16 protein-coding genes are annotated in these 21,163 nt (G+C 71.8%); 8 read left to right on the top strand and 8 right to left on the bottom strand.

All coding sequences use genetic code 11. The features are described from left to right. The first annotated feature begins 175 nt into the window (after nt 1–175). On the top strand, nt 176–832 hold the full coding sequence (locus ABZZ17_RS23320; protein ID WP_356878233.1) for a superoxide dismutase: 657 nt from the start codon (nt 176–178) through the stop codon (nt 830–832). A gap of 146 nt (nt 833–978) precedes the next feature. Here ABZZ17_RS23320 and ABZZ17_RS23315 read toward each other — a convergent pair whose 3' ends face one another. Next, on the bottom strand, nt 979–1,626 hold the full coding sequence (locus ABZZ17_RS23315) for a DsbA family protein (RefSeq protein ID WP_356878232.1): 648 nt from the start codon (nt 1,624–1,626) through the stop codon (nt 979–981). Nucleotides 1,627–1,753: 127 nt separating this feature from the next. Between ABZZ17_RS23315 and pepN (ABZZ17_RS23310) the strand changes: the two genes are divergently transcribed. The 4 genes from pepN (ABZZ17_RS23310) (at nt 1,754) to ABZZ17_RS23295 (ending at nt 9,791) form a co-directional block, all read left to right on the top strand. Beyond that, nucleotides 1,754–4,336, top strand: coding sequence for an aminopeptidase N (gene pepN / locus ABZZ17_RS23310; RefSeq protein ID WP_356878231.1), 2,583 nt, complete (start codon nt 1,754–1,756; stop codon nt 4,334–4,336). A gap of 221 nt (nt 4,337–4,557) precedes the next feature. Continuing rightward, nucleotides 4,558–5,520 carry a hypothetical protein gene (locus ABZZ17_RS23305; RefSeq protein WP_356878230.1) on the top strand — a complete coding sequence of 321 codons (963 nt, stop codon included), beginning with the start codon at nt 4,558–4,560 and terminating at the stop codon, nt 5,518–5,520. An 85-nt stretch (nt 5,521–5,605) separates the two neighbouring features. Beyond that, nucleotides 5,606–6,172 (top strand): CGNR zinc finger domain-containing protein, encoded by a 567-nt coding sequence (locus ABZZ17_RS23300; RefSeq protein WP_356878229.1) that lies wholly within the window; start codon nt 5,606–5,608, stop codon nt 6,170–6,172. Nucleotides 6,173–6,446: 274 nt separating this feature from the next. Next, nucleotides 6,447–9,791 (top strand): S8 family serine peptidase, encoded by a 3,345-nt coding sequence (locus ABZZ17_RS23295; RefSeq protein WP_356878228.1) that lies wholly within the window; start codon nt 6,447–6,449, stop codon nt 9,789–9,791. A gap of 91 nt (nt 9,792–9,882) precedes the next feature. Here ABZZ17_RS23295 and ABZZ17_RS23290 read toward each other — a convergent pair whose 3' ends face one another. Further along, nucleotides 9,883–11,379, bottom strand: a complete 1,497-nt coding sequence (locus ABZZ17_RS23290; RefSeq protein ID WP_356878227.1) for a M28 family metallopeptidase — start codon at nt 11,377–11,379, stop codon at nt 9,883–9,885. Between the two features lie 260 nt (nt 11,380–11,639). On the opposite strand from ABZZ17_RS23290, the gene ABZZ17_RS23285 reads away from it, so the two are divergent. Beyond that, nucleotides 11,640–12,671, top strand: coding sequence for an aspartate-semialdehyde dehydrogenase (locus ABZZ17_RS23285; RefSeq protein ID WP_356878226.1), 1,032 nt, complete (start codon nt 11,640–11,642; stop codon nt 12,669–12,671). Nucleotides 12,672–12,726: 55 nt separating this feature from the next. Here the strand turns inward: ABZZ17_RS23285 and ABZZ17_RS23280 are convergent, their stop codons facing one another. Beyond that, entirely contained in the window at nt 12,727–13,248 is a 522-nt protein-coding gene (locus tag ABZZ17_RS23280) for a DUF1203 domain-containing protein (protein ID WP_356878225.1), read from the bottom strand. Between the two features lie 139 nt (nt 13,249–13,387). Here ABZZ17_RS23280 and pepN (ABZZ17_RS23275) point away from each other — a divergent pair, with 139 nt between their 5' ends. Beyond that, the gene (gene pepN / locus ABZZ17_RS23275; protein ID WP_356878224.1) at nt 13,388–15,961 is read left to right on the top strand and encodes an aminopeptidase N; all 2,574 of its coding nucleotides are present in this window, start codon (nt 13,388–13,390) and stop codon (nt 15,959–15,961) included. 71 nt (nt 15,962–16,032) lie between these two features. Here the strand turns inward: pepN (ABZZ17_RS23275) and ABZZ17_RS23270 are convergent, their stop codons facing one another. The 4 genes from ABZZ17_RS23270 to ABZZ17_RS23255 form a co-directional block, all read right to left on the bottom strand. Further along, nucleotides 16,033–16,935 (bottom strand): LysR family transcriptional regulator, encoded by a 903-nt coding sequence (locus ABZZ17_RS23270; RefSeq protein WP_356878223.1) that lies wholly within the window; start codon nt 16,933–16,935, stop codon nt 16,033–16,035. 10 nt (nt 16,936–16,945) lie between these two features. Continuing rightward, nucleotides 16,946–17,878: a DMT family transporter gene (locus ABZZ17_RS23265; RefSeq protein ID WP_356878222.1), complete on the bottom strand. Its 933-nt coding sequence runs from the start codon at nt 17,876–17,878 to the stop codon at nt 16,946–16,948. A gap of 42 nt (nt 17,879–17,920) precedes the next feature. Continuing rightward, entirely contained in the window at nt 17,921–18,862 is a 942-nt protein-coding gene (locus ABZZ17_RS23260; RefSeq protein WP_356878221.1) for an EamA family transporter, read from the bottom strand. Between the two features lie 68 nt (nt 18,863–18,930). Next, nucleotides 18,931–20,223, bottom strand: coding sequence for an MFS transporter (locus tag ABZZ17_RS23255; protein ID WP_356878220.1), 1,293 nt, complete (start codon nt 20,221–20,223; stop codon nt 18,931–18,933). A gap of 106 nt (nt 20,224–20,329) precedes the next feature. On the opposite strand from ABZZ17_RS23255, the gene ABZZ17_RS23250 reads away from it, so the two are divergent. Further along, nucleotides 20,330–20,827 carry a MarR family transcriptional regulator gene (locus tag ABZZ17_RS23250; protein WP_356878219.1) on the top strand — a complete coding sequence of 166 codons (498 nt, stop codon included), beginning with the start codon at nt 20,330–20,332 and terminating at the stop codon, nt 20,825–20,827. A gap of 100 nt (nt 20,828–20,927) precedes the next feature. Here the strand turns inward: ABZZ17_RS23250 and ABZZ17_RS23245 are convergent, their stop codons facing one another. Then, nucleotides 20,928–21,161 (bottom strand): hypothetical protein, encoded by a 234-nt coding sequence (locus tag ABZZ17_RS23245; RefSeq protein WP_356878218.1) that lies wholly within the window; start codon nt 21,159–21,161, stop codon nt 20,928–20,930. Between the last annotated feature and the right edge of the window lie 2 nt (nt 21,162–21,163).

Genomic DNA, 21,163 nt, shown 5'->3' with positions numbered 1-21,163 from the left:
CGACGGCACGTCAGAGGCCGGGCCCATGCGATCGCACGGGCCCGGCCTCCGGCGTTCCGTAGGTGGTGACAAGAGAGGTAACCCTTACTCGTGAGGTGGAATAGATACTGCTAGCGTGCAGTTGCGCATTGATTGCAATAAGCGATTGGCACGCTGAGGGGACCGGATTACAGACATGGCCATTTACACGCTTCCTGAGCTTCCTTACGACTACGCGGCGCTCGAACCGGTGATCAACCCGCAGATCATCGAGCTGCACCACGACAAGCACCACGCGGCTTACGTGACGGGTGCCAACAACACCCTGGAGCAGCTCGCGCAGGCGCGCGACGACGAGAACTGGGGCGCGCTGAACGGCCTCGAGAAGAACCTGGCCTTCCACCTCTCCGGCCACATCCTGCACAGCATCTACTGGCACAACATGGCCAGCCCGAAGACCGGCGAGGGCGGCGGCGAGCCCACCGCGGCCGACGGTCTGGGCGAGCTGGCCGACGCGATCACCGAGTCCTTCGGCTCCTTCGCGAAATTCAAGAAGCAGCTGACCTTCGCGTCCTCCGCGACCCAGGGCTCCGGCTGGGGCGTGCTCGCGTACGAGCCCGTCAGCGGCCGTCTGGTCGTCGAGCAGATCTACGACCACCAGGGCAACGTGGGCGTCGCCAGCACCCCGGTCCTGGTCTTCGACGCCTGGGAGCACGCCTTCTACCTGCAGTACAAGAACCAGAAGGTCGACTTCATCGAGGCCATGTGGAACGTCGTCAACTGGCAGGACGTGGCCAAGCGCTACGCCGACGCCAAGGCGAACACCCCGCTGCTGATCCCCGCCAAGGGCTGATCGGCACCCCCGGTCCGTCCGCCTCGTGATCGTCTTCTCAACCTTCACCTGCGGACGTTTCCACCAGAAGGCCCCCGCGAGGACGTGACTCGCGGGGGCCTTCTGCGTCGTGACGGAGCCCGGCGCGGCCGGGTTCCGGTGGAGGGCTACTCGAAGCTCGGGCCCTTGTCGCGGGTGCGCTTGATCTCGAAGAAGCCGGGGGTGGAGGCGACGAGCAGGGTGCCGTCCCACAGCCGGGCCGCGTCGTCGCCGCGCGGGGTCGGGGTGACGACCGGGCCGAAGAAGGCCACGTCCTTGCCGTCGGTGCCGGGGACGGAGATCACCGGGGTGCCGACCTCCTGGCCGACGCGCTCGATCCCGTCGTTGTGCGAGGCGCGCAGCTCGGCGTCGAACTCGTCGGAGGTGCCGTAGTCGGCGAGCTCGGCCGGCAGGCCGACCTCGGCCAGCGCCTCGGCGACGACGTCGGCGGTGTTGCCGCGCCCCTCGTTGTGGATGCGGGTGCCGAGCGCGGTGTAGAGCTTGCCCGTGATCTCCTTGCCGTGCTTCTGCTCCGCGGCTATCACCACGCGGACCGGGATCCAGGCCTCGGGGCCGAGCAGCTTGCGGTAGGTCTCCGGCAGCTCGTCGAGCTTGTCCTCGTTGAGCACGCCCAGGCTCATCACGTGCCAGCGGACCTCCACGTCGCGGACCTTCTCGACCTCGACCATCCAACGGGACGTCATCCAGGCCCAGGGGCAGAGCGGGTCGAACCAGAAGTCGACCGGGGTCTTCTCGCTCACCTGTGTGTCGGCCATGTCTCTCCTCGTGTCAAAAAACAAGCCATTGCCAGCACCGTCCCCTGCGCCAACCGGGCCGGGGCCGCCCGCATTCCCCGTGGGAGGATTCGAGGCGGAGAACGCGATCACGCACGAAGGAGTGCAGGTGCCCGGAGAGAATCTGTCCCGTGACGAGGCCCGCGAGCGGGCCGAGCTGCTGTCCGTCGACGGGTACGAGGTGGTCCTCGACCTGAGGTCCGCGGTGGACGAGGCCGAACCGGCCGAGGGCCCCCGGACCTTCCGTTCGGTGACGACCGTCCGCTTCCGCGCCGCGGTCCCGGGCGCCTCCTCGTTCGCGGACCTGATCGCCCCCTCGGTGAACTCCGTCACCCTCAACGGGCGGGCCCTGGACCCGGCCGCCGTGTTCGACGGGGCGCGGATCGCCCTGGAGGCGCTGGCCGCCGAGAACGTCCTGGTGGTGGACGCGAACTGCGCCTACAGCCGCACGGGCGAGGGCATGCACCGCTTCGTGGACCCGGAGGACGGCGAGGTCTACCTCTACACCCAGTACGAGCCGGCCGACGCCCGGCGGGTGTACGCCAACTTCGAGCAGCCCGACCTGAAGGCCCCGTACCGCTTCGAGGTGACCGCGCCCGAGGGCTGGCACGTGTGGAGCAACGGCGCCGAGGAGTCCCGCGAGGGGCAGACCCGCCGCTTCGCCGAGACCGCGCCGATCTCCACGTACATCACCTGCGTGGTGGCCGGTCCGTACCACTACGTCACGGACACCTACACGCGCGGGGACCTGACGATCCCGCTGGGCGCGATGTGCCGCAAGGGCCTGGCGAAGCACTTCGACGCGGACGACGTCTTCCTGGTCACCAAGCAGGGCTTCGACCTCTTCCACGAGATCTTCGACTACCCGTACCCCTTCGGGAAGTACGACCAGGCCTTCGTGCCGGAGTACAACCTGGGCGCCATGGAGAACCCGGGGATGGTGACCTTCCGCGAGGAGTACATCTTCCGCGGGAAGGTCACGCAGGCCTCCTACGAGCGGCGCGCGAACGTCATCCTGCACGAGATGGCGCACATGTGGTTCGGCGACCTGGTCACCATGAAGTGGTGGGACGACCTGTGGCTGAAGGAGTCCTTCGCGGACTTCATGGGCTCGTTCGGGCTGGTCGAGGCCACGCGCTTCGACCAGGCGTGGGTGACCTTCGCCAACAGCCGCAAGGCCTGGGCGTACCGGGCCGACCAGCTGCCGTCCACGCACCCGATCACGGCCGACATCCGTGACCTGGAGGACGCCAAGCTGAACTTCGACGGGATCACCTACGCCAAGGGCGCGGCGGTCCTCAAGCAGCTGGTGGCGTACGTGGGACGGGAGGCGTTCCTGGAGGGCGCGCGGCGCTACTTCAAGGCGCACGCCTACGGGAACACCACGCTGGACGACCTGCTGTCGGTGCTCGGCGAGGTCTCCGGCCGGGACATGACGGCGTGGTCGCGGGCCTGGCTGCAGACGGCCGGCGTGAACACGCTGACGCCGGTGGTGACCTGCGACGCGGGCGGACACGTCACGGAGCTCGCGGTGCTCCAGGAGGCCGACGCCCTGCCCGGTCAGCCGGCTCCCTCGCAGGGACGCCCGCACCGGATCGCGGTGGGGCTGTACCGGCTGGAGACCGACGGCGGGCTGGTCCGCTACGCGCGCGCCGAGGCGGACGTGGCGGGGGCCCGTACGGTGGTCACCGGGCTGGCCGGGGCCGAGCGGCCCGACCTGGTCCTGGTCAACGACGAGGACCTCACCTACTGCAAGATCCGCTTCGACGAGGGCTCACTGGCCACGCTGCGGAGCCACCTGGGCGGTCTCGCCGACCCGCTGGCCCGGGCCCTGTGCTGGTCGGCGCTGTGGAACCTGACCCGGGACGGGCTGATGCCGGCCCGGGACTTCCTGGCGCTGCTGCTCGCGCACGCCGGCCGGGAGACCGACGTGGGCGTCCTCCAGATGCTGCACGCGCAGGCGCTGGGCGCCGTCGCCCACTACACGGCGCCGGAGCGGCGCGAGCGCAGCGGACGCGAGCTGGCGGCGGGCGCGCTGCGCGAGCTGCGGCTGGCCGAGCCCGGCTCGGAACACCAGCTGACCTGGGCCCGGTTCTTCGCGGCGGGGGCGGCCACCGAGGGCGACCACCAGCTGCTGCTCGGCCTGCTGGACGGGAGCGCCCGGATCGACGGGCTGGAGGTCGACCAGGAGCTGCGCTGGGACTTCCTGCTGCCGCTGGCGGCGCACGGCGCGGTGGACGAGGGCGTACTGGCCGCCGAACTGGCCCGCGACGACACCGCCTCGGGCAAGCAGCACCAGGTGCGCTGCCTGGCGGCGCGGCCGTCGGCGGCGGTCAAGGACCAGGCGTGGGCGGCGACCGTCGAATCGGACGCCCTGTCGAACGCGCTGGTGGAGGCGACGATCGGGGGCATGCAGCAGTCCTCGCAGCGCGACCTGCTGGCGGCCTACGCCGACCGCTACTTCGAGGTGATCGAACGGGTCTGGGCGGAGCGTTCGATCCAGATCGGCATCCACGTGGTGAAGGGCCTCTACCCCGCGCTCCAGGACTCGCCGGCCACGGTCGAGGCGACCGACGCCTGGCTCTCGGCCCACCCGGACGCGGCGCCGGCGCTGCGGCGGCTGGTGCTGGAGTCCCGTGACGACCTGGCCCGGGCCCTGCGCGCCCAGGCCTGCGACGCGGCGGCCGGCTGATCCGGCGGGACACGCGTGCGCGCGGGGGCGGGGCCGGCCGGCTCCGCCCCCGCGCGCTTCCCCGGGCGGGGGCGGGGTAGCTGTGAGCTCGTACGACGAATGCCGGGCAGCGGTCCCTTTCGGCAGTCGAACGCCCGTACTTTAGCCCTGGCTTGTCCGGATTTGTCGACGAGCGTGTAACAGGCGTTAGCAAGGCCATGGCCTGAGGGAATCACCGCGTCATGAACCAGAACGCACCCCTCCCCCTCGCCCACCTCACCGCCAGCCGCCCCCGCGTGCTGACCCTCGCCCAGCTCCGCGAGCACGGCGTCAGCGCCTCCGAGGCGGCCGGGCGGCCCTGGCAGCAGCTGCTGCCCGGGGTGTTCCTGCTCCACTCCGGACCCGCGACCAGCGAGGAGCGGCTGCACGCGGCCCTGCTGTACGCCGGCCGCCGGGGCGGCGCCGAGGTCATGATCACCGGGCTGGCCGCCCTCGCGCTGTACCGCTTCGCGTCCGCCCCCGCCCTGCTCGGGCTCTCGCACATCGACGTGCTCGTGGCGAACACCCGGCGGCTGCGCTCCACCGGGGACGTCCGGATCATCCGGACGCACACCCCGCCCCGCTCCGTGGAGGTGACCGGACTCCCGGTGGCGCCGGTGGCCCGGGCCGTGGCCGACGCGGTCTCCCAGCTCTCCGACGCCACGACCGTGCGCCGCCTGCTCAGCGAGGCCGTGCGCGGCGGGCACTGCGAACCGGCGGCCGTCGTACGGGAGCTGACGGTGGCGCGGCTGCTGAACCGGCCGCACGTGGTCGACGCCGTCGAGTCCCTGCTCGCCGAGGGCCGCGCCATCGCCGAGGACCGGCTGTACCAGCTCGTACGGGGCTACGAGCTGCCCGAGCCCGTGTGGAACGTGGACCTGCGGCTGCCCGGCGGCCCGCACCTCGGCGGGGTCGACGCGTACTGGCCCGAGCACGCCGTCGCCATCGAGATCGACACCCGCGCCCCCCGCCAGGGCGAGGACGAGGACTGGTCGGAGGCCGTCCGCAAGCGCGAGACGCTGGAGCGGCTCGGGGTGACCGTGCTGCACCTGACCCCCCGCAAGCTCCGCGACTGGCCCGAGCAGCAGGCGGCGGTCGTACGCACCGCCCTGACGGCCTCCGACGACCACGAGCCCGCCGCCTACCTGGTGGTGCTCCCCCGGTGAGGCGCGGGCCGCTCGGGCCGCGGCACGGCGGATACCGGCCGGTCACGTACGCTTCGGGAGGCGGCGGAGGCGGCGAGGAGGCGGCATGACGGACCAGAGCACGGACCCGCGTCCACTGACCGGGGAACCGGTCGCCCTCGACCTGCTGAACACGCGCTGGACGCACGGGGGCGAGCCCGTCGACCTCTTCGCGGGAGCCTTCGGGCTGACCCGGGTCGAGGGGCTGACGCTCTGGCTGCGGAGCACCGGCCTCGCCGGCCGGTTCCGGGCCGACGCCGCGACCCTGGTGCACCTGATGACCGCGCGCGAGGCACTGGCCCGCGCGGTCGCGGACCCGGCCGACGAGAGCGCCCGCGACCTGATCGACGCCGTCCTGGAACACGGCCGGATCCGGGTCACCCTGACCGCCGAAGGAGCGGGCGAGCGGCCCGAGTTCGCCGATCCCGCGTGGGGCCCGGCCTGGACCGCCGCCCGGAACTACCTGGACCTCCTGGGCGCCGGAGCGGACCGGATCCGCGCCTGCGCCTCACAGGACTGCACCCTGCGCTTCCTCGACACCTCGCCCGACGGCGCCCTGGTCCGGTGCCCGGCGGCCGGCTGCGGCGACCGCGCGCAGGCCGCGCGACACAACGCGCGCCCGCGCGTGCGCTGAACGGTCGAAATCTGTCACACCGGCGGTGAGACGGATACCCGCCCCGACCGGGTCGAGAGCTCGGAAAGTCTATAAATCCACTCACAGACACCTGTGAATTGCCCCGCCCTGCCCGGAGTTGTTCCCCCTGGCGCATACTCCGCGCTGGCGAGTGTCCGCCATGTCAGGTCTCGGTCAATGACATCCCTCCCCAAACAGCGGTCACTTGCGCAAAGCTGACCGGTCATCCGGCACCGAAATCCGGACCGTATCTTTCACTTAGCCAGGGATGCTGATGACCCTCGACTCCCCCAGCTCCACCACCGGGGCCATACCGGGCACCAGGCGCGTCGCCCGCGTCGCCGCGGCCGCGGGCCTGGTGGCCGCCCTCTGCGCCACCGGCGCCGTGCCCGCCTTCGCGGCGGGCACCGCCGACGGCCCGGTGACGGGGCCGGCCACCGCGCCGGTCAAGTCCGCCGACCAGAAGCTCGGTTCGGCCGACGCCGAACTGCTCCAGGAGGCCAAGGCCAAGGGTGACGCCACCGTCACCGTCATGGTCGCGACCGCCCCCGGCCAGACCAAGCAGGTCGCCGACCAGCTCGACGCCGTCCAGGGCGCCTCGGTGGGCCGGACGTACGACAAGCTCGGTTACGTCCGCGCCACGCTGCCCACCGACAAGGCCGACGCCGCGCTGAAGGCGGCCGGCAAGCTGGACTCCGTCCACGGCATCGACCTGCGGCACGAGATCCAGCGCCCGGACCCCCGTCCGGACGCGGACCGCGGGACCGGCACGGTCAAGAAGACCGCGGCCGAGACGTTCGCGGCGCCGGACAAGAACACCCCGGCGAAGAACCCGTACAACCCGTCGTTCGAGACCGGTTCGGTGGACTTCGTCAAGCAGAACCCGCAGGCCGACGGCCGCGGCGTGACCATCGGCATCATGGACTCCGGCGTCGACGTCGGCCACCCGGCGCTGCAGAAGACCACCACCGGCGAGCGCAAGATCGTCGACTGGGTCACCGCGACCGACCCGATCACGGACAACGACGGGACCTGGCGCGCCCAGATCAACCCGGTCACCGCCGCGGGCGGCACCTTCTCGGCGGGCGGCCAGAGCTGGAAGGCCCCCGAGGGCAACTTCCAGTGGAGCCGCTTCACCGAGTCGATCACCGCCAACGGCGACATGAAGGGCGACGTCAACCGGGACGGGGACACCTCCGACCGGTTCGGCCTGCTCTACGACGTCGCCGCCGGCACCGTCCGCGTCGACACCGACCAGGACGGCGACTTCACGAACAACGAGCCGATGAAGCCGTACAAGGACGGCTACCAGATCGGCTACTTCGGCACGGACAACCCGGCGACCGAGGTCGCCGAGCGCATCCCGTTCGTGATCGAGATCCGCAAGGACGTCGCGATGGACCCGCTGGGCGGTGACTGGGTCGGCAAGAAGGCCGACTTCGTCAACGTCGGCATCATCGAGTCCGAGCACGGCACCCACGTGGCGGGCATCACCGCCGCCAACGGTCTCTTCGGCGGCCAGATGAACGGCCAGGCCCCGGGTGCCAAGCTGGTCTCCTCGCGCGCCTGCTCCTGGTCCGGCGGCTGCACCAACGTCGCGCTGACCGAGGGCATGATCGACCTCGTCGTGAACCGCGGCGTCGACATCGTCAACATGTCGATCGGCGGCCTGCCGGCGCTCAACGACGGCAACAACGCGCGGTCCGAGCTCTACAAGAACCTCATCGACACCTACGGTGTCCAGCTCGTCATCTCGGCGGGCAACGAGGGTCCCGGCGTCAACACCATCGGTGACCCCGGTCTCGCCGACAAGGTCATCTCCGTGGGCGCGGCGGTCTCCAAGGAGACCTGGGCCGCCAACTACGGCTCCGGCGTGAGCAAGAAGTACAACATGTTCCCGTTCTCCTCGCGCGGTCCGCGTGAGGACGGCGGCTTCACGCCGACCATCACCGCCCCCGGCGCGGCCATCAACACCATCCAGACCTGGCTGCCCGGCGCGCCGGTGGCCGAGGCGGGCTACACCCTGCCCGCCGGTTACGGCATGCTCCAGGGCACCTCGATGTCCTCGCCGCAGGCGGCGGGCGCCGGCGCCCTGCTGATATCGGCCGCCAAGCAGCACAACATCGCGCTGAAGCCGGCCAACCTGCGGGTCGCCCTGACCAGCACCGCCAAGAAGATCGACGACGTCCCGGCGCACGCCCAGGGCGCGGGCCTGCTCGACGTCGGCGCCGCGTGGGAGTCCATCCAGCGCGACGCGAAGGCCGAGGAGTTCACGGTCAAGGCGCCGGTCGACACCGCGATCGACCAGTTCCTGAAGACCCCGGGCTTCGGCACCGGCGTCTACGACCGCGAGGGCGGCCTCAAGGTCGGCCAGAAGAAGGTCTACAACGTCGTCGTCACGCGCACCACCGGCGTGAAGTACGGCACCCGGCACAACCTGAGCTGGCGCAACGACGACGGCAGCTTCAAGGTCATCGGCGGCTACGACTACGTCACGCTGCCGCTGAACAAGCCCGTCACCATCAAGGTCGAGGCCAACGTCAAGTCGGCCGGCGTCCACAGCGGCATCCTGCAGCTCGACGACCCGAACACCGAGGGCATCGACAAGCAGGTCCTGGCGACGGTCGTCGCGGCCGCCCCGCTGGCGAAGCCGTCGTTCTCCTTCTCGGACACCTCGTCCGTGCAGCGCAACAGCCACAAGTCCTACTTCGTGACGGTCCCCCCGGGCACCAAGACCCTTGAGGTCGCCCTGGGCGGTCTGAAGCCGGACAGCCAGACCCGCTTCATCTCGATCCACCCGTACGGCGTGGGCGTCGAGGACAGCGCCACCACCCAGTGCTACCCGAACTACAACAACCCGGCGAACACCTGCCGCCCCGACCTGCGCTCGTACGCCGAGCCGGTTCCGGGCGTCTGGGAGATCGAGGTCGAGTCGCGTCGTACGTCGCCGCTGCTCGACAACCCGTACAAGCTGGACGTGTCCGTCCTCGGCGCGGCCTTCGACCCGGCGGTCAAGGTCCTTCCCGAGGTCAAGCAGGGCACCCCGGCCCCGGTCCAGTGGACCATCAAGAACGAGGCCGCGGCCATCTCCGGCGGCAAGCTCGTCGGCGGCCCGCTCGGCTCCGCGAAGGTCGCCAAGCCGACCATCGCCGCCGGTGAGACCCAGACCACCGAGGTGACGATCGGCGCGGACGTCTCCCGCCTCGACATCGCCATCGGCAAGACGTCCGACACGGGCGCGGACCTGGACCTCGAGGTCTACAAGGACGGCGTCAAGGTCGGCTCCGCCGCCGACGGCGACTCCGAGGAGGCCGTGAGCCTGGTCAAGCCGGCCGCGGGCACCTACAGCATCAAGGTGATCGGCTACGCCATCCCGGCCGGCACCACCACGTACGACTACCGCGACGTGTTCTTCTCGGCCGCCCTGGGCTCCGTCCAGGTCGACGAGGCCGCCTCGGTGAACCTCGCCTCCGGCGCCTCGGCGCAGGTCTCGGCGAAGGTCCTGGTCAACAGCGCGGCCCCCGAGGGCCGTCAGTTCTTCGGCCAGGCCCAGCTGCTGAACGGCCGCGGCACCGCCGCCGGCACCGGCAGCGTGCAGATCGAGAAGGTCCTCCCGTAGTACGGAGGGACCGACACCGGAGGGGCGGCGCTCGTCAGAGCACCGCCCCTCCGGGCTTTCCCCCCTCGGACCCCGCGCGGTCCGGGTCCCGCTACCTGCCGAGCGAGCGCAGCGAATCGGCGTAGGTGCCGACCGCGTGCGCGATGACGTCCAGGTTCGTGTCGAAGGCCTTCAGGTCGAGGTTCTTCAGCGTGTCCCCGGCCCCGTGGTAGTTCGGGTCGTACGGGGCGCCGGCCTTGCCGCCGTAGCGCTTGGCCTGCTCGGCGGTCTTGATGCCCTCGGCGCCCGTGAAGGTGCCGCCCGCCGGGATGCCGTTCGCGATGAACGGGCCGTAGTCGGAGCGGCCGTCGAAGTCACTGCCCTCGTGCGGCTTGCCCTTCTTGTCGAGGAACCCGTTGATGAGCGCCTCGATCTGCGCCGAGCCGGCCGGGCCCGCGCCCGCGCCGGTCTTGTCCGAGTCGTCGCCGTCGTAGACGAACTGGACCGGGTTCGGCGAGGCGATCATGTCGAAGTTCAGGTAGAGCGCGATGTCCTTCTTCTGCTGGTCGGACAGCTGCGCCACGTAGTGCTCGGAGCCCAGCAGGCCCAGCTCCTCCGCGGACCACCAGGCGAAGCGGACCTTGTTGGCGGGCTGCTTGCCCTTGCCCTTCTTGTTCGCGCCCTCGTCCGCGAGCTTCAGGGCCACCTCCAGCAGACCGGCCGAGCCGGAACCGTTGTCGTTGATGCCCGGGCCCTCGGGGACCGAGTCCAGGTGGGCGCCGACGGTCACCACGCGGTCGGCGCGGCCGCCCCGGGTCTCGGCGATCACGTTGCGGGTGGTCTTCTTCACGTGCTCCTGGTCCAGGTCCAGGCGCACCTTCACCTCGCCCGCGGCGGCCGCGGCGGCCAGCGCCTCACCGTCGGCGAGGGTGATGCCCGCGCTCGGGATGACGCCCTCGGCGGGCGAGGAGAACCCGCCGCGGACCGGGGTGGTGCCGCTGTGGTTGTAGACGATGACGCCGAGCGCGCCCGCCTCGGCGGCCGCCCTCTGCTTCTCCACGAAGGTGCAGGAACCCCGCTTGACCAGGGCGATCTTCCCCGCGAAGGCGCCCGCCGGGTAGTCGTCGGCGGTGCAGCCGGGGGTCTCGTCGACCCGGGCGAGGGCGAGCGCGGCGGTCAGGCCGCCGGCCGGGGTGGACCGGGTGAAGGTGAAGGCGGCGGTGGCCAGCTCGCGGGGGGCGGCGCCGAGGACGGTGGTCTTCTCCGTCTTCGTGTGCGCCTCGTAGATGTCGAAGTCCTGGTAGGAGACCTGGTAGCCGGCCTTCTTCAGGGTGTCGTGGACGTACGCCGCCGACGCGGCGTGGCCCGGGGTGCCCGCGGCGCGGTTGCCGCCGTTGGCGTCGGCGATCTGCTGGAACTTCGCGAGGTGGCGGTAGGCACCGCGGGCGGTGACCTCCTCGACCAGCTCCTTGGCGAGCCGGCCCTCGCGGTGGTCGCGGTCGTGCGCGGCGGCCGGAGTGGCCGCGAGCAGCACGGGCGCGGCGACGGCGGCGGCCGCGAGGGCGGCGAGGGCCGGTATGGACCGGCGGCGGTGGCGGATGTCCCGCACGGTGTTCTCCCCGAGATAGGCGTTTCGATGTCTGGTCCGCCGTGTCCGGATAACGGTCACGACAGACCGGACGGTAACCGCCCCTGACCAGGCAAAACGGACCTTCGGGGGTCGTGCAACACGCCCGTCACGCACTCGTCACGGGGGTTCACGCCGGGGACACCGTCCGTACCTCGGACAATGGATTGGACAAGGCTCGTGGGGTCGAACGCATGATGGCTCCACGCGCGCCCGCGTCGTACCTACGTAGAGGAGTCACCGTGAGGGTCGGAATCGTCGGAGCCACCGGACAGGTCGGCGCAGTGATGCGCGGAATCCTCGCCGAGCGGAAGTTCCCGGTGGACGAGCTGCGGCTGTTCGCCTCGGCCCGCTCCGCGGGCTCGACCCTGGAGTGGGAGGGCCGGGAGATCACCATCGAGGACGCCTCCACGGCCGACTACTCCGGCCTGGACATCGTGCTCTTCTCCGCCGGTGGCGCCACCTCCAGGGCCCTCGCCGAGAAGGTCGCCTCCCAGGGCGCCGTCGTGATCGACAACTCCTCCGCCTGGCGCGGCGACCCGGAGGTCCCCCTCGTCGTCTCCGAGGTGAACCCGCACGCGATCAAGAACCGCCCCAAGGGCATCATCGCGAACCCGAACTGCACCACCATGGCCGCGATGCCGGTGCTGCGCCCGCTGCACAACGAGGCCGGCCTGCTCACCCTCATCGCCACCACCTACCAGGCCGTCTCCGGCTCGGGCCTGGCCGGTGTCGCCGAGCTCAAGGGCCAGGCGTGCGCGGTCTCCGAGGCCGCCGACCAGCTGACCTTCGACGGCGGCGCCGTGGACTTCCCGGAGCCGGCCGTCTACAAGCGCCCGATCGCGTACAACGTGGTCCCGCTCGCGGGCAACCTGGTCGACGACGGCTCCTTCGAGACCGACGAGGAGCAGAAGCTCCGCAACGAGTCCCGCAAGATCCTGGAGATCCCCGGGCTGAAGGTCTCCGGCACCTGCGTGCGCGTCCCCGTCTTCTCGGGCCACTCGCTCCAGGTCAACGTCCGCTTCGAGCGGCCGATCAGCGTGGAGCGCGCCTACGAGCTGCTGAAGGACGCGCCCGGCGTCGAGCTGTCCGAGATCCCGACGCCCCTCCAGGCCGCCGGCCGGGACGCCTCGTACGTGGGCCGCATCCGCGTGGACGAGACCGTCGACAACGGCCTCGCGCTGTTCCTGTCGAACGACAACCTCCGCAAGGGCGCGGCGCTGAACGCCGTGCAGATCGCGGAGCTCGTGGCCGAGGAACTCCGCCAGGGCTGACCGGGCGCGGGCGCGCGGGGGGCGGGTGCCGTACGGCGCCCGCCCCTCCCCCGTTTCACGGCCGGCGCACCTCGTAGAGGAAGCAGCCGTACTCCACCGCGCGGACGTGCACGAGGGCGACCTCCGGGTCGGTGAAGGCCTCGGCCAGCGCCTGCCCGACGACGGCGTCCGGCTCCTCGCCGAGGTCCAGCGCACGGCCGCCGAGGATCCGGCCGGCCGCGTCGTAGCGCCGGGCCACGCGCAGCGCCCCCGGCGTCCCGAACGGCAGGCCGCCGTCCTCCGGCGGGCCCGCGCAGGGGTCGGCGTGCACGAACACGGGCCCCTGCTCGTCGTACGCCCCCGGGTCCGTGCCGGACGCGGCCGCCCAGCGGCGCAGCGGCGCGTACGAGACGAGGGCGATGCGCTCGCCCGCCCGGCTGCGGCGCAGGCAGCAGCGCAGCGGGGCGCCGCCCTCCTGGTCCTCGTACGGCAGGCAGGGCCGGCCGGCGTCGTCGCGCAGGCGCAGCTCGGCGAGGGCGGCGGGGTCGAGGGGAAGGGCGAGGGGGAGGGCGGGGGGCCGCCCGGTGGAGGAGGTCATGGCTGCGATCGTGCCCCGCCCGGCCCCCCGGCGCTGGCGGGAATCGGACCTCGCGTTCGCCCGTGGATTACTCCGGCGCGGTGACGCGGCCCGCGTGGAAGGATGGCCGGGCAACGTCACCATCAAAGGAGATGACCGCGTGCCTGGCACGAATCTCACCCGTGAAGAGGCTCAGCAGCGGGCGAAGCTGCTCACCGTCGACTCGTACGAGGTAGAACTCGATCTCAGCGGTGCGCAGGAGGGCGGCACGTACCCCTCCGTGACCACCGTGCGCTTCCAGTCGGCCGAGGGCGGCGCCGAGACCTTCATCGACCTGGTCGCGCCAGCCGTGCACGAGGTCGTCCTGAACGGCAAGTCGCTGGATGTGGCCGCCGTCTTCCGGGACTCCCGGATCGCCCTGCCCCACCTGGCCGCCGGGTCCAACGAGCTGCGCGTCGTCGCCGACTGCGCCTACACCAACACCGGTGAGGGCCTGCACCGCTTCGTCGACCCGGTCGACCAGCAGGCCTACCTGTACACCCAGTTCGAGGTGCCGGACGCGCGGCGGGTCTTCGCCAGTTTCGAGCAGCCCGACCTGAAGGCGACGTTCCAGTTCACCGTGACGGCCCCGGAGGGCTGGACGGTCATCTCGAACTCCCCGACGCCCGAGCCGAAGGAGCGGGTGTGGGCCTTCGAGCCGACCCCGCGGATCTCCTCGTACATCACCGCGCTGATCGTGGGCCCGTACCACGCGGTGCACAGCTCGTACGAGGGTCCGGACGGGCAGTCCGTGCCGCTGGGCATCTACTGCCGTCCCTCGCTCGCCGAGTTCCTCGACGCGGACGAGATCTTCGACGTGACCCGGCAGGGCTTCGACTGGTTCCAGGAGAAGTTCGCGTACGCCTACCCGTTCGCGAAGTACGACCAGCTCTTCGTGCCGGAGTTCAACGCGGGCGCGATGGAGAACGCGGGTGCGGTCACCATCCGTGACCAGTACGTCTTCCGCTCGAAGGTGACGGACGCGGCGTACGAGGTGCGCGCGGAGACGATCCTCCACGAGCTCGCCCACATGTGGTTCGGCGACCTCGTCACGATGGAGTGGTGGAACGACCTCTGGCTGAACGAGTCGTTCGCCACCTACACCTCGATCGCCTGCCAGGCGTACGCCGAGGGCTCGAAGTGGCCGCACGCGTGGACCACTTTCGCCAACTCCATGAAGACCTGGGCGTACCGGCAGGACCAGCTGCCGTCGACCCATCCGATCATGGCGGACATCCGTGACCTGGACGACGTCCTGGTCAACTTCGACGGGATCACGTACGCCAAGGGCGCCTCGGTGCTCAAGCAGCTCGTCGCCTACGTCGGCCAGGACGCCTTCTTCAAGGGCGTGCAGGCCTACTTCAAGGCGCACGCGTTCGGCAACACGCGCCTGTCGGACCTGCTGGGCGCCCTGGAGGAGACCTCCGGCCGTGACCTGACCGCCTGGTCGAAGTCGTGGCTGGAGACGGCCGGCATCAACGTGCTGCGTCCCGAGATCGAGACGGACACCCAGGGCGTCATCACGGCGTTCGCCGTCCGCCAGGAGGCCCCGGCGCTCCCGGCGGGCGCCAAGGGCGAGCCGGTGCTGCGCCCGCACCGCATCGCGGTCGGCCTGTACGACCTGAGCGACGGCGCCCTGGTGCGCACGGACCGGATCGAGCTGGACATCGACGGCGGCCTCACGGCGGTGCCGGAGCTGGTGGGCCGCGCGCGTCCGGCCGTCGTCCTGCTCAACGACGACGACCTGTCGTACGCGAAGGTCCGTCTGGACGAGGTGTCCCTCGCGAACGTGACCGCGTACCTCGGCGACTTCGCGGAGTCGCTGCCGCGCGCCCTGTGCTGGGCCTCCGCCTGGGACATGACCCGCGACGGAGAGCTCGCGGCCCGTGACTACCTCGCGCTGGTGCTGTCCGGCATCGGCAAGGAGTCGGACATCGGCGTCGTGCAGTCGCTGCACCGCCAGGTGAAGCTGGCCGTCGAACTGTACGCCGACCCGGCGTGGCGGGAGCAGGGCCTGGCGACCTGGACGGAGGCCACGCTGGAGCACCTGCGCGGCGCCGAGCCGGGCAGTGACCACCAGCTGGCGTGGGCCCGCGCCTTCGCGGCCACGGCCCGAACCGAGGGGCAGCTCACGTACCTGTCGGCGCTGCTGGACGGCTCGGCGGAGATCGAGGGCCTGGCCGTGGACACCGAGCTGCGGTGGGCGTTCCTGGAGCGCCTCGTGGCGACGGGCGTCGCCGACGAGCCGGCGATCGCGGCCGAGCTGGAGCGGGACGCCACCGCGGCGGGCGAGCGCCACGCGGCGACCGCACGGGCCGCCCGCCCGACGGCGGAGGCCAAGGCCGCGGCCTGGGCCTCGGTGGTGGAGTCCGACGACCTGCCGAACGCGGTGCAGGAGGCCGTGATCGGCGGCTTCGTCCAGACCGACCAGCGCGAGCTGCTCGCCCCGTACGCGGCGAAGTACTTCGCGGCGGTCAAGGAGGTCTGGGACACACGCAGCCACGAGATCGCGCAGCAGATCGCGGTGGGCCTCTACCCGTCGCTCCAGGTCTCGCAGGAGACGCTGGACGCGACGGACGCGTGGCTGGCCTCGGCCGAGCCGAACGCGGGCCTGCGCCGGCTGGTGTCGGAGTCCCGCTCGGGCGTCGAGCGCGCCCTGAAGGCCCAGGCGGCCGACGCCGCCGCCGGAGCCTGACGCACCGCTGAACGCACCCCGTCCGGCCCGCGAGGGCGGGGCGGGGTGCGGCCGTTCGCGGCCGCCCGCGCTCAGCGCAGCGTTCCCGCGGTTTCGCGGAGGGCCCCGAGGACGCGGGCGAGGGCGGGTGCGGACTCGGAGCCCCGGCGCAGGGCCGCGATGACGTGCCGGGCGGGCCGGTCGTGGGCCAGGACCCGGACGGTGACCCCGGCGGCGCGGCCGGTGACCATGCGGGGTACGAGGGCGACCCCCATGCCGGCTTCCACCATGGCCAGGATCGCGGTCCAGCCGGAGGCGGAGTGGGCCTGCTCCGGGACGAACCCGGCGGCCTCGCAGGCGCTGCGGGTGATCTCCGACCAGGGTCCGCTGCCCCCGTAGATCCACCGCTCGCCGGACAGGTCGGCCAGCCGCAGGGCGGGCGCGGCGGACAGCGGGTGCCCGGGCGGCAGGGCCACGTCCAGCGGGTCCTCCAGGAGCGTGACCCGGCTGAAGCGGGGGTCGCGGGCGCCGGGCGCGTGCGCGGCCAGGGACAGGGCGAGGTCCACGGCCCCGGCGGTCAGCAGCTCGTAGGACTCGGCGGCCTCCGTCTCGCGGACCCGTACCTCGATCCCCGGGTGGGTCCGCCGCAGGGCGGCGACGGCCGGGACGACGAGGACGGGCACGGCGGTGGAGAAGGCCCCGATCCGTACTTCGCCGGCCTCCCCCGACAGGTATCCGGCGAGTTCGGCGTCGGCCCGCTCCAGTTCCGCGAAGACGGCCTCGGTGTGCCGCAGGACGAGGTGGGCGGCGTCGGTGAGGCGTACGCGCCGCCCCTGGGCCTCCAGCAGCGGCACCCCCAGCTGCCGGGCGAGGTTGGTCAGCTGCTGCGAAACGGCCGAGGGCGTCATGTGCAGCGCCTCGGCCGTGGCGGTCACGGTGCCCCGGTCGGCCAGGGTCCGCAGGATCCGCAGCTTCTTGATGTCCCACTCGGTCATGGGACCGAACCTACCGCCGGGCACCCAGTCCCACGCCGCCCAGGATCAGCGCCATGCACACCAGTTGGGCGGGCCCGGTGTGTTCCCCGAGGAGCAGGAAGCCGAGTCCGGCGACGCACACCGGCTGGAGGTAGTAGACGACTCCGGCGCGGGCCGCGCCGATCACGGAGACGGCCTTGTTCCAGGCGAAGAAGGCGACGGCCGAGGAGAAGACGCCGACGTACAGGAGCTGTCCGGCGGAGCCGGGGGTGACCTCGAAGCCGCCCTGGACGGTGAGGGAGACGGCGTAGGCGGGGGCCAGCATCAGCGCGCCGAGGACGAAGGTGGCGAAGAGGAAGGCGAGTTGGCCGATCTCGGCGGGCTTGCGCTTGAGCAGGGCGCTGTAGGTGGCGAAGGAGAGGGCGGCGCCGAACATCCACAGGTCGCCCGCGCCGAAGTCGAAGCCGATCGAGCCGTCCCCGACGAGGAGCAGGACGCCGAACGCGGCGAGCAGCATGCCGAAGGTGCGGCGGGCGCCGAGCCGTTCGCCGCCGAGGCGGGAGTACAGGGCCATGACGACCGGGGAGGCCGCCATGATCATGCCCATGTTGGAGGCGGAGGTGGTCAGTCCGGCCTGGTGGACGAGGGTGTTGTACAGGGTGACGCCGAAGAGGGTGGCGAGGCTGACGTAGCCGAGGTGGCGGCGCAGGAGGGCCCGCTGGCGCCAGGCCTGCCGGGCCGCGAAGGGGGCGACCGCGACGGCGGCGATGATCCACCGCCAGAAGACGGCCTGCACCGGCGGGACGGTGTCGGCCATCCCCCGGGTCGCCACGAAACTGCCGGACCAGACGACCGTCGCGACCAGGGCGAGGAGGACGCCGAGTCCGGCGGCCCCCTTCTTCCCCCTGGTCGTGGGCTGCTGCTGGGTCTGCGGGACGGTGCGGACGCGGTCCGTGACGGTCACGTGGTGTCTCCCCCTCGGGGTCTGGGTCTGTGGTTCGTGGCCCTACCGTCGCACCTCGGAACTGCTCAGGTCCATCGAAACATTTCGATCGATGTCTTCAGGAGAACTGAACGTTTGCTTGGGGGTCCGGGCGGTTCGGGCCGGGAGCTGCCCGACCACGGTCGCGCCGAAGGCGAGCGCCATGCCGGCGAGCTGGACGGGCGACAGGGCCTGGCCGAGCGCGGCCCAGCCGATGACGGCGGCGGTGAGCGGGGACAGCGGGCCGAGCAGGGTGACGGAGGTGGCGGTGAGCCGGCCGATGCCTCGGAACCAGAGCCAGTACGCGATGCCGGTGTTGATCAGCATCATGTAGCCGTAGCCGAGGAAGGCCTTGCCGTCGAGGGCGGGCGGCGCCCCCTCGATCAGGGCGGCGATCGGGATGATGACCAGCCCGCCGGCGGTGAGCTGCCAGCCGGTGACGGCCAGCGGGCCGACGCCCTCGGGGCGTCCCCAGCGCTTGGTCATCACGGTGCCGGCGCCCATGGAGGCGGAGGAGACGACACCGGCGATGACGCCGACGAGGTCGAGTTCCGCCTCGGCGGTCAGGACGACCATGCTCACGCCGAACGCGGCGACGACGGCGGCGAGGACGGTCCGCAGCCTGGCCCGCTCGCCCAGCAGCAGGGCGGCGAGTCCTACGACGAACAGCGGGCCCGCGGAGCCCAGTACGGCGGCGACGCCGCCGGGCAGCCGGTAGGCGGAGAGGAAGAGCAGCGGGAAGAAGGCGCCGATGTTGAGCGTGCCGAGGACGGCGGACTTCCACCACCACTCGCCCTTGGGCAGGGTCCGGGAGAGGGCGATGAGCAGCAGTCCGGCGGGCAGGGCCCGCATGGCCCCGGTGAACAGGGGCCGGTCGGGGGGCAGGAGTTCGCTGGCGACGAAGTAGGTCGATCCCCAGGAGATGGGGGCCAGGGCGGTCAGGACGGTGGTGGTCAGGCGGTTCACGGGAACTCCTCGGGCGGGTGAGGAAGCGTGGGATCGGACCGGGCTGCGGGTTCGACCGGACTGCGGGTTCAGGCGGCCGTGGGGGCCGGGGCTCCGGCGGGTGCGGCGGCCGGGGCCGGCGGGGTGGCGTGGACGGCGTCGGCGGGCAGGTGCCGCTCCAGCAGGAGCAGGGCGAGCGCGGCGCCGAGGGCGGCGACGGCGAGGACGGCCCAGGGCAGGCGGCCGTCGACGGCGAGCAGGGCCGTGAAGAGGGACGGGGCCAGGGCGGTGGCGAGGGAGTACGACAGCTGGTAGGTGGCGAGGTAGCGGCCGCGGACGGCTTCGGGGGCGGCCGAGACCGACAGGGCGCCGCCGGAGGGGCTGTGCACGAGTTCGCCGAGGGTGTAGACGACCACGATGGCCAGCAGGGCCACCATGGTGACGGTCTGTCCGGGACGCAGGGTGCCGAGGACGATCTGGGCGGCGAAGGCGGCGGCGAAGAGCAGGGCGCCGAGGGCGGCGGAGCGGGTGCGGCGGGCTCCGGAGCGGCGGACCCGGCCGGCGATCAGGACGCCGATCCCGGCGCACAGGGCGGTGTTGACGGTGAAGGCGGCTCCGGTGAGGGAGTCGGGCCCGCGCAGCCAGGTGGAGATGTAGAGGGGGAACAGGACGGACAGGGCCGCGTAGCCGAGCGCGGTCAGGAAGTTGGCGGCGGTCAGCCCGAGGAAGGGCCGGTCCCGCAGCACCATCCGGTACCCCGCGGGCGGGCGCTTCGCGGAGCCTGCGGCCAGGGCGTCCCGTACGGGCCGGACCCGGGCGACGAGCAGTCCGGCGGCGGCGAAGGCGAGGGCGTTGCCCCAGGCGGTGTACTGGAATCCGGCGGGCCCCCACAGGGCGAGCACCCCGGAGACGAGCAGGGCTCCGGCGCCCATGCCCGCGTTCTGCAGGGCCCGTACGGAGGCCTGGAGGCGGTCGCGGGCTCCGCCGCGGGCCACTTCCCCGATCAGGGACTGCTGGACGACGGGGAAGGAGCGGTCGGCGAGGGCGGTCACCAGCGCGACGGCCGCGAAGGCGGGCAGTGATCCCGCGAAGGGGTACAGGGCGAAGCCGGCCGCCCGGACCGCGTAGAGCACCAGGTTGACCTTCCGGGCTCCGTACCGGTCGACGGCGGTGCCGGCCAGCGGCATGAAGGCGAGCCCGGCCAGGCCGGTGACGGTGAGCACCAGCCCGACGAGCGTGAAGGAGAGGCCGGTGACGTGGTGGAAGAAGACGAGGGAGAAGGGGATGTACATCCCGATCCCGACCGCGCTGATCCCGATGCCCGTGAGCAGGGACCATTCCCCCGCCACTCTGGCTTCCGCGGCCCCCTTGACCACCTTCATCCCTGTTCCTCCCCCGAGTAGGTCACTTGAAAGTAGCTTAGCACTAAGCCACTTTCCGTCAAGCAACTTTCTTGCGAACGAGGAAGCGGAACCGGATACTGCACTCATGACCGAGGCCAACAAGGACGCCGTCGACGCCATCGCCGCGCAGTGGTACGCGGTACGCCCCGATCTGGACACGGCCCCGATGGCCGTCTTCGGGCGGATGTACCGGATCACCAAGGCCATGGGCGACGCGATGGAACGGACCTACAACCGCTACGGGATCTCCCGCGGGGAGTTCGACGTCGTCGCGACGCTGCGCCGGTCCGGAGCCCCCTACACGCTCTCGCCGCGCCAGCTGTCGGCCACGCTGATGCTCACCACGGGCGGGATGACCGGGCGCCTGGACAAGCTGGAGAAGGCGGGACTGCTCGCCCGCAGCCCCGATCCGCACGACCGGCGCGGGCTCCAGGTGACGCTCAGCGACCGCGGGCTCGCCCTGATCGACGAGGCGGTGACCGCGGGCCTGGAGGTCCAGAAGGCCGCCCTGTCCGACCTCGACGGGGTGGAGGTCCAGCAGCTCACGGGCCTGCTGCGCAAGCTCATGGCCGGCGTGCCGTAGACACGACGGAGCGCCGGAGGTCGCACCGCAGCCGTCCTACGACGGCTCCGCGGACCTCCGGCGCCCCGGAAGCATTAAGGAGACGGACTGCCCGGTGGGGTCAGCCCTGGGTCTTGCGCGACTTGTCGCCGACCATCACGAGACCCGCGATGACCAGGAACAGGACGATCGGCAGGGCCACGAACAGGCCGAGCGTCTCGCCAATGCTCAGGCCCGGACCCGGGTCGTCACCGTCGTCGCGGGTGAGCGCGAGGGCGGGAGACGTCATCAGCAGCATCATCAGCGTCGTTCCGGCCGTGACGGCGCCGGCGCGCAGAGCGTTCTTCTTGTCCACGG

Origin of the sequence: Streptomyces sp. NPDC006512, assembly GCF_040611935.1 — a bacterium.
Classification (GTDB): Bacteria; Actinomycetota; Actinomycetes; order Streptomycetales; family Streptomycetaceae; genus Streptomyces.
Note: the sequence above shows the minus strand (reverse complement) of the source record. Positions and strands in the feature narration are given on the sequence as shown.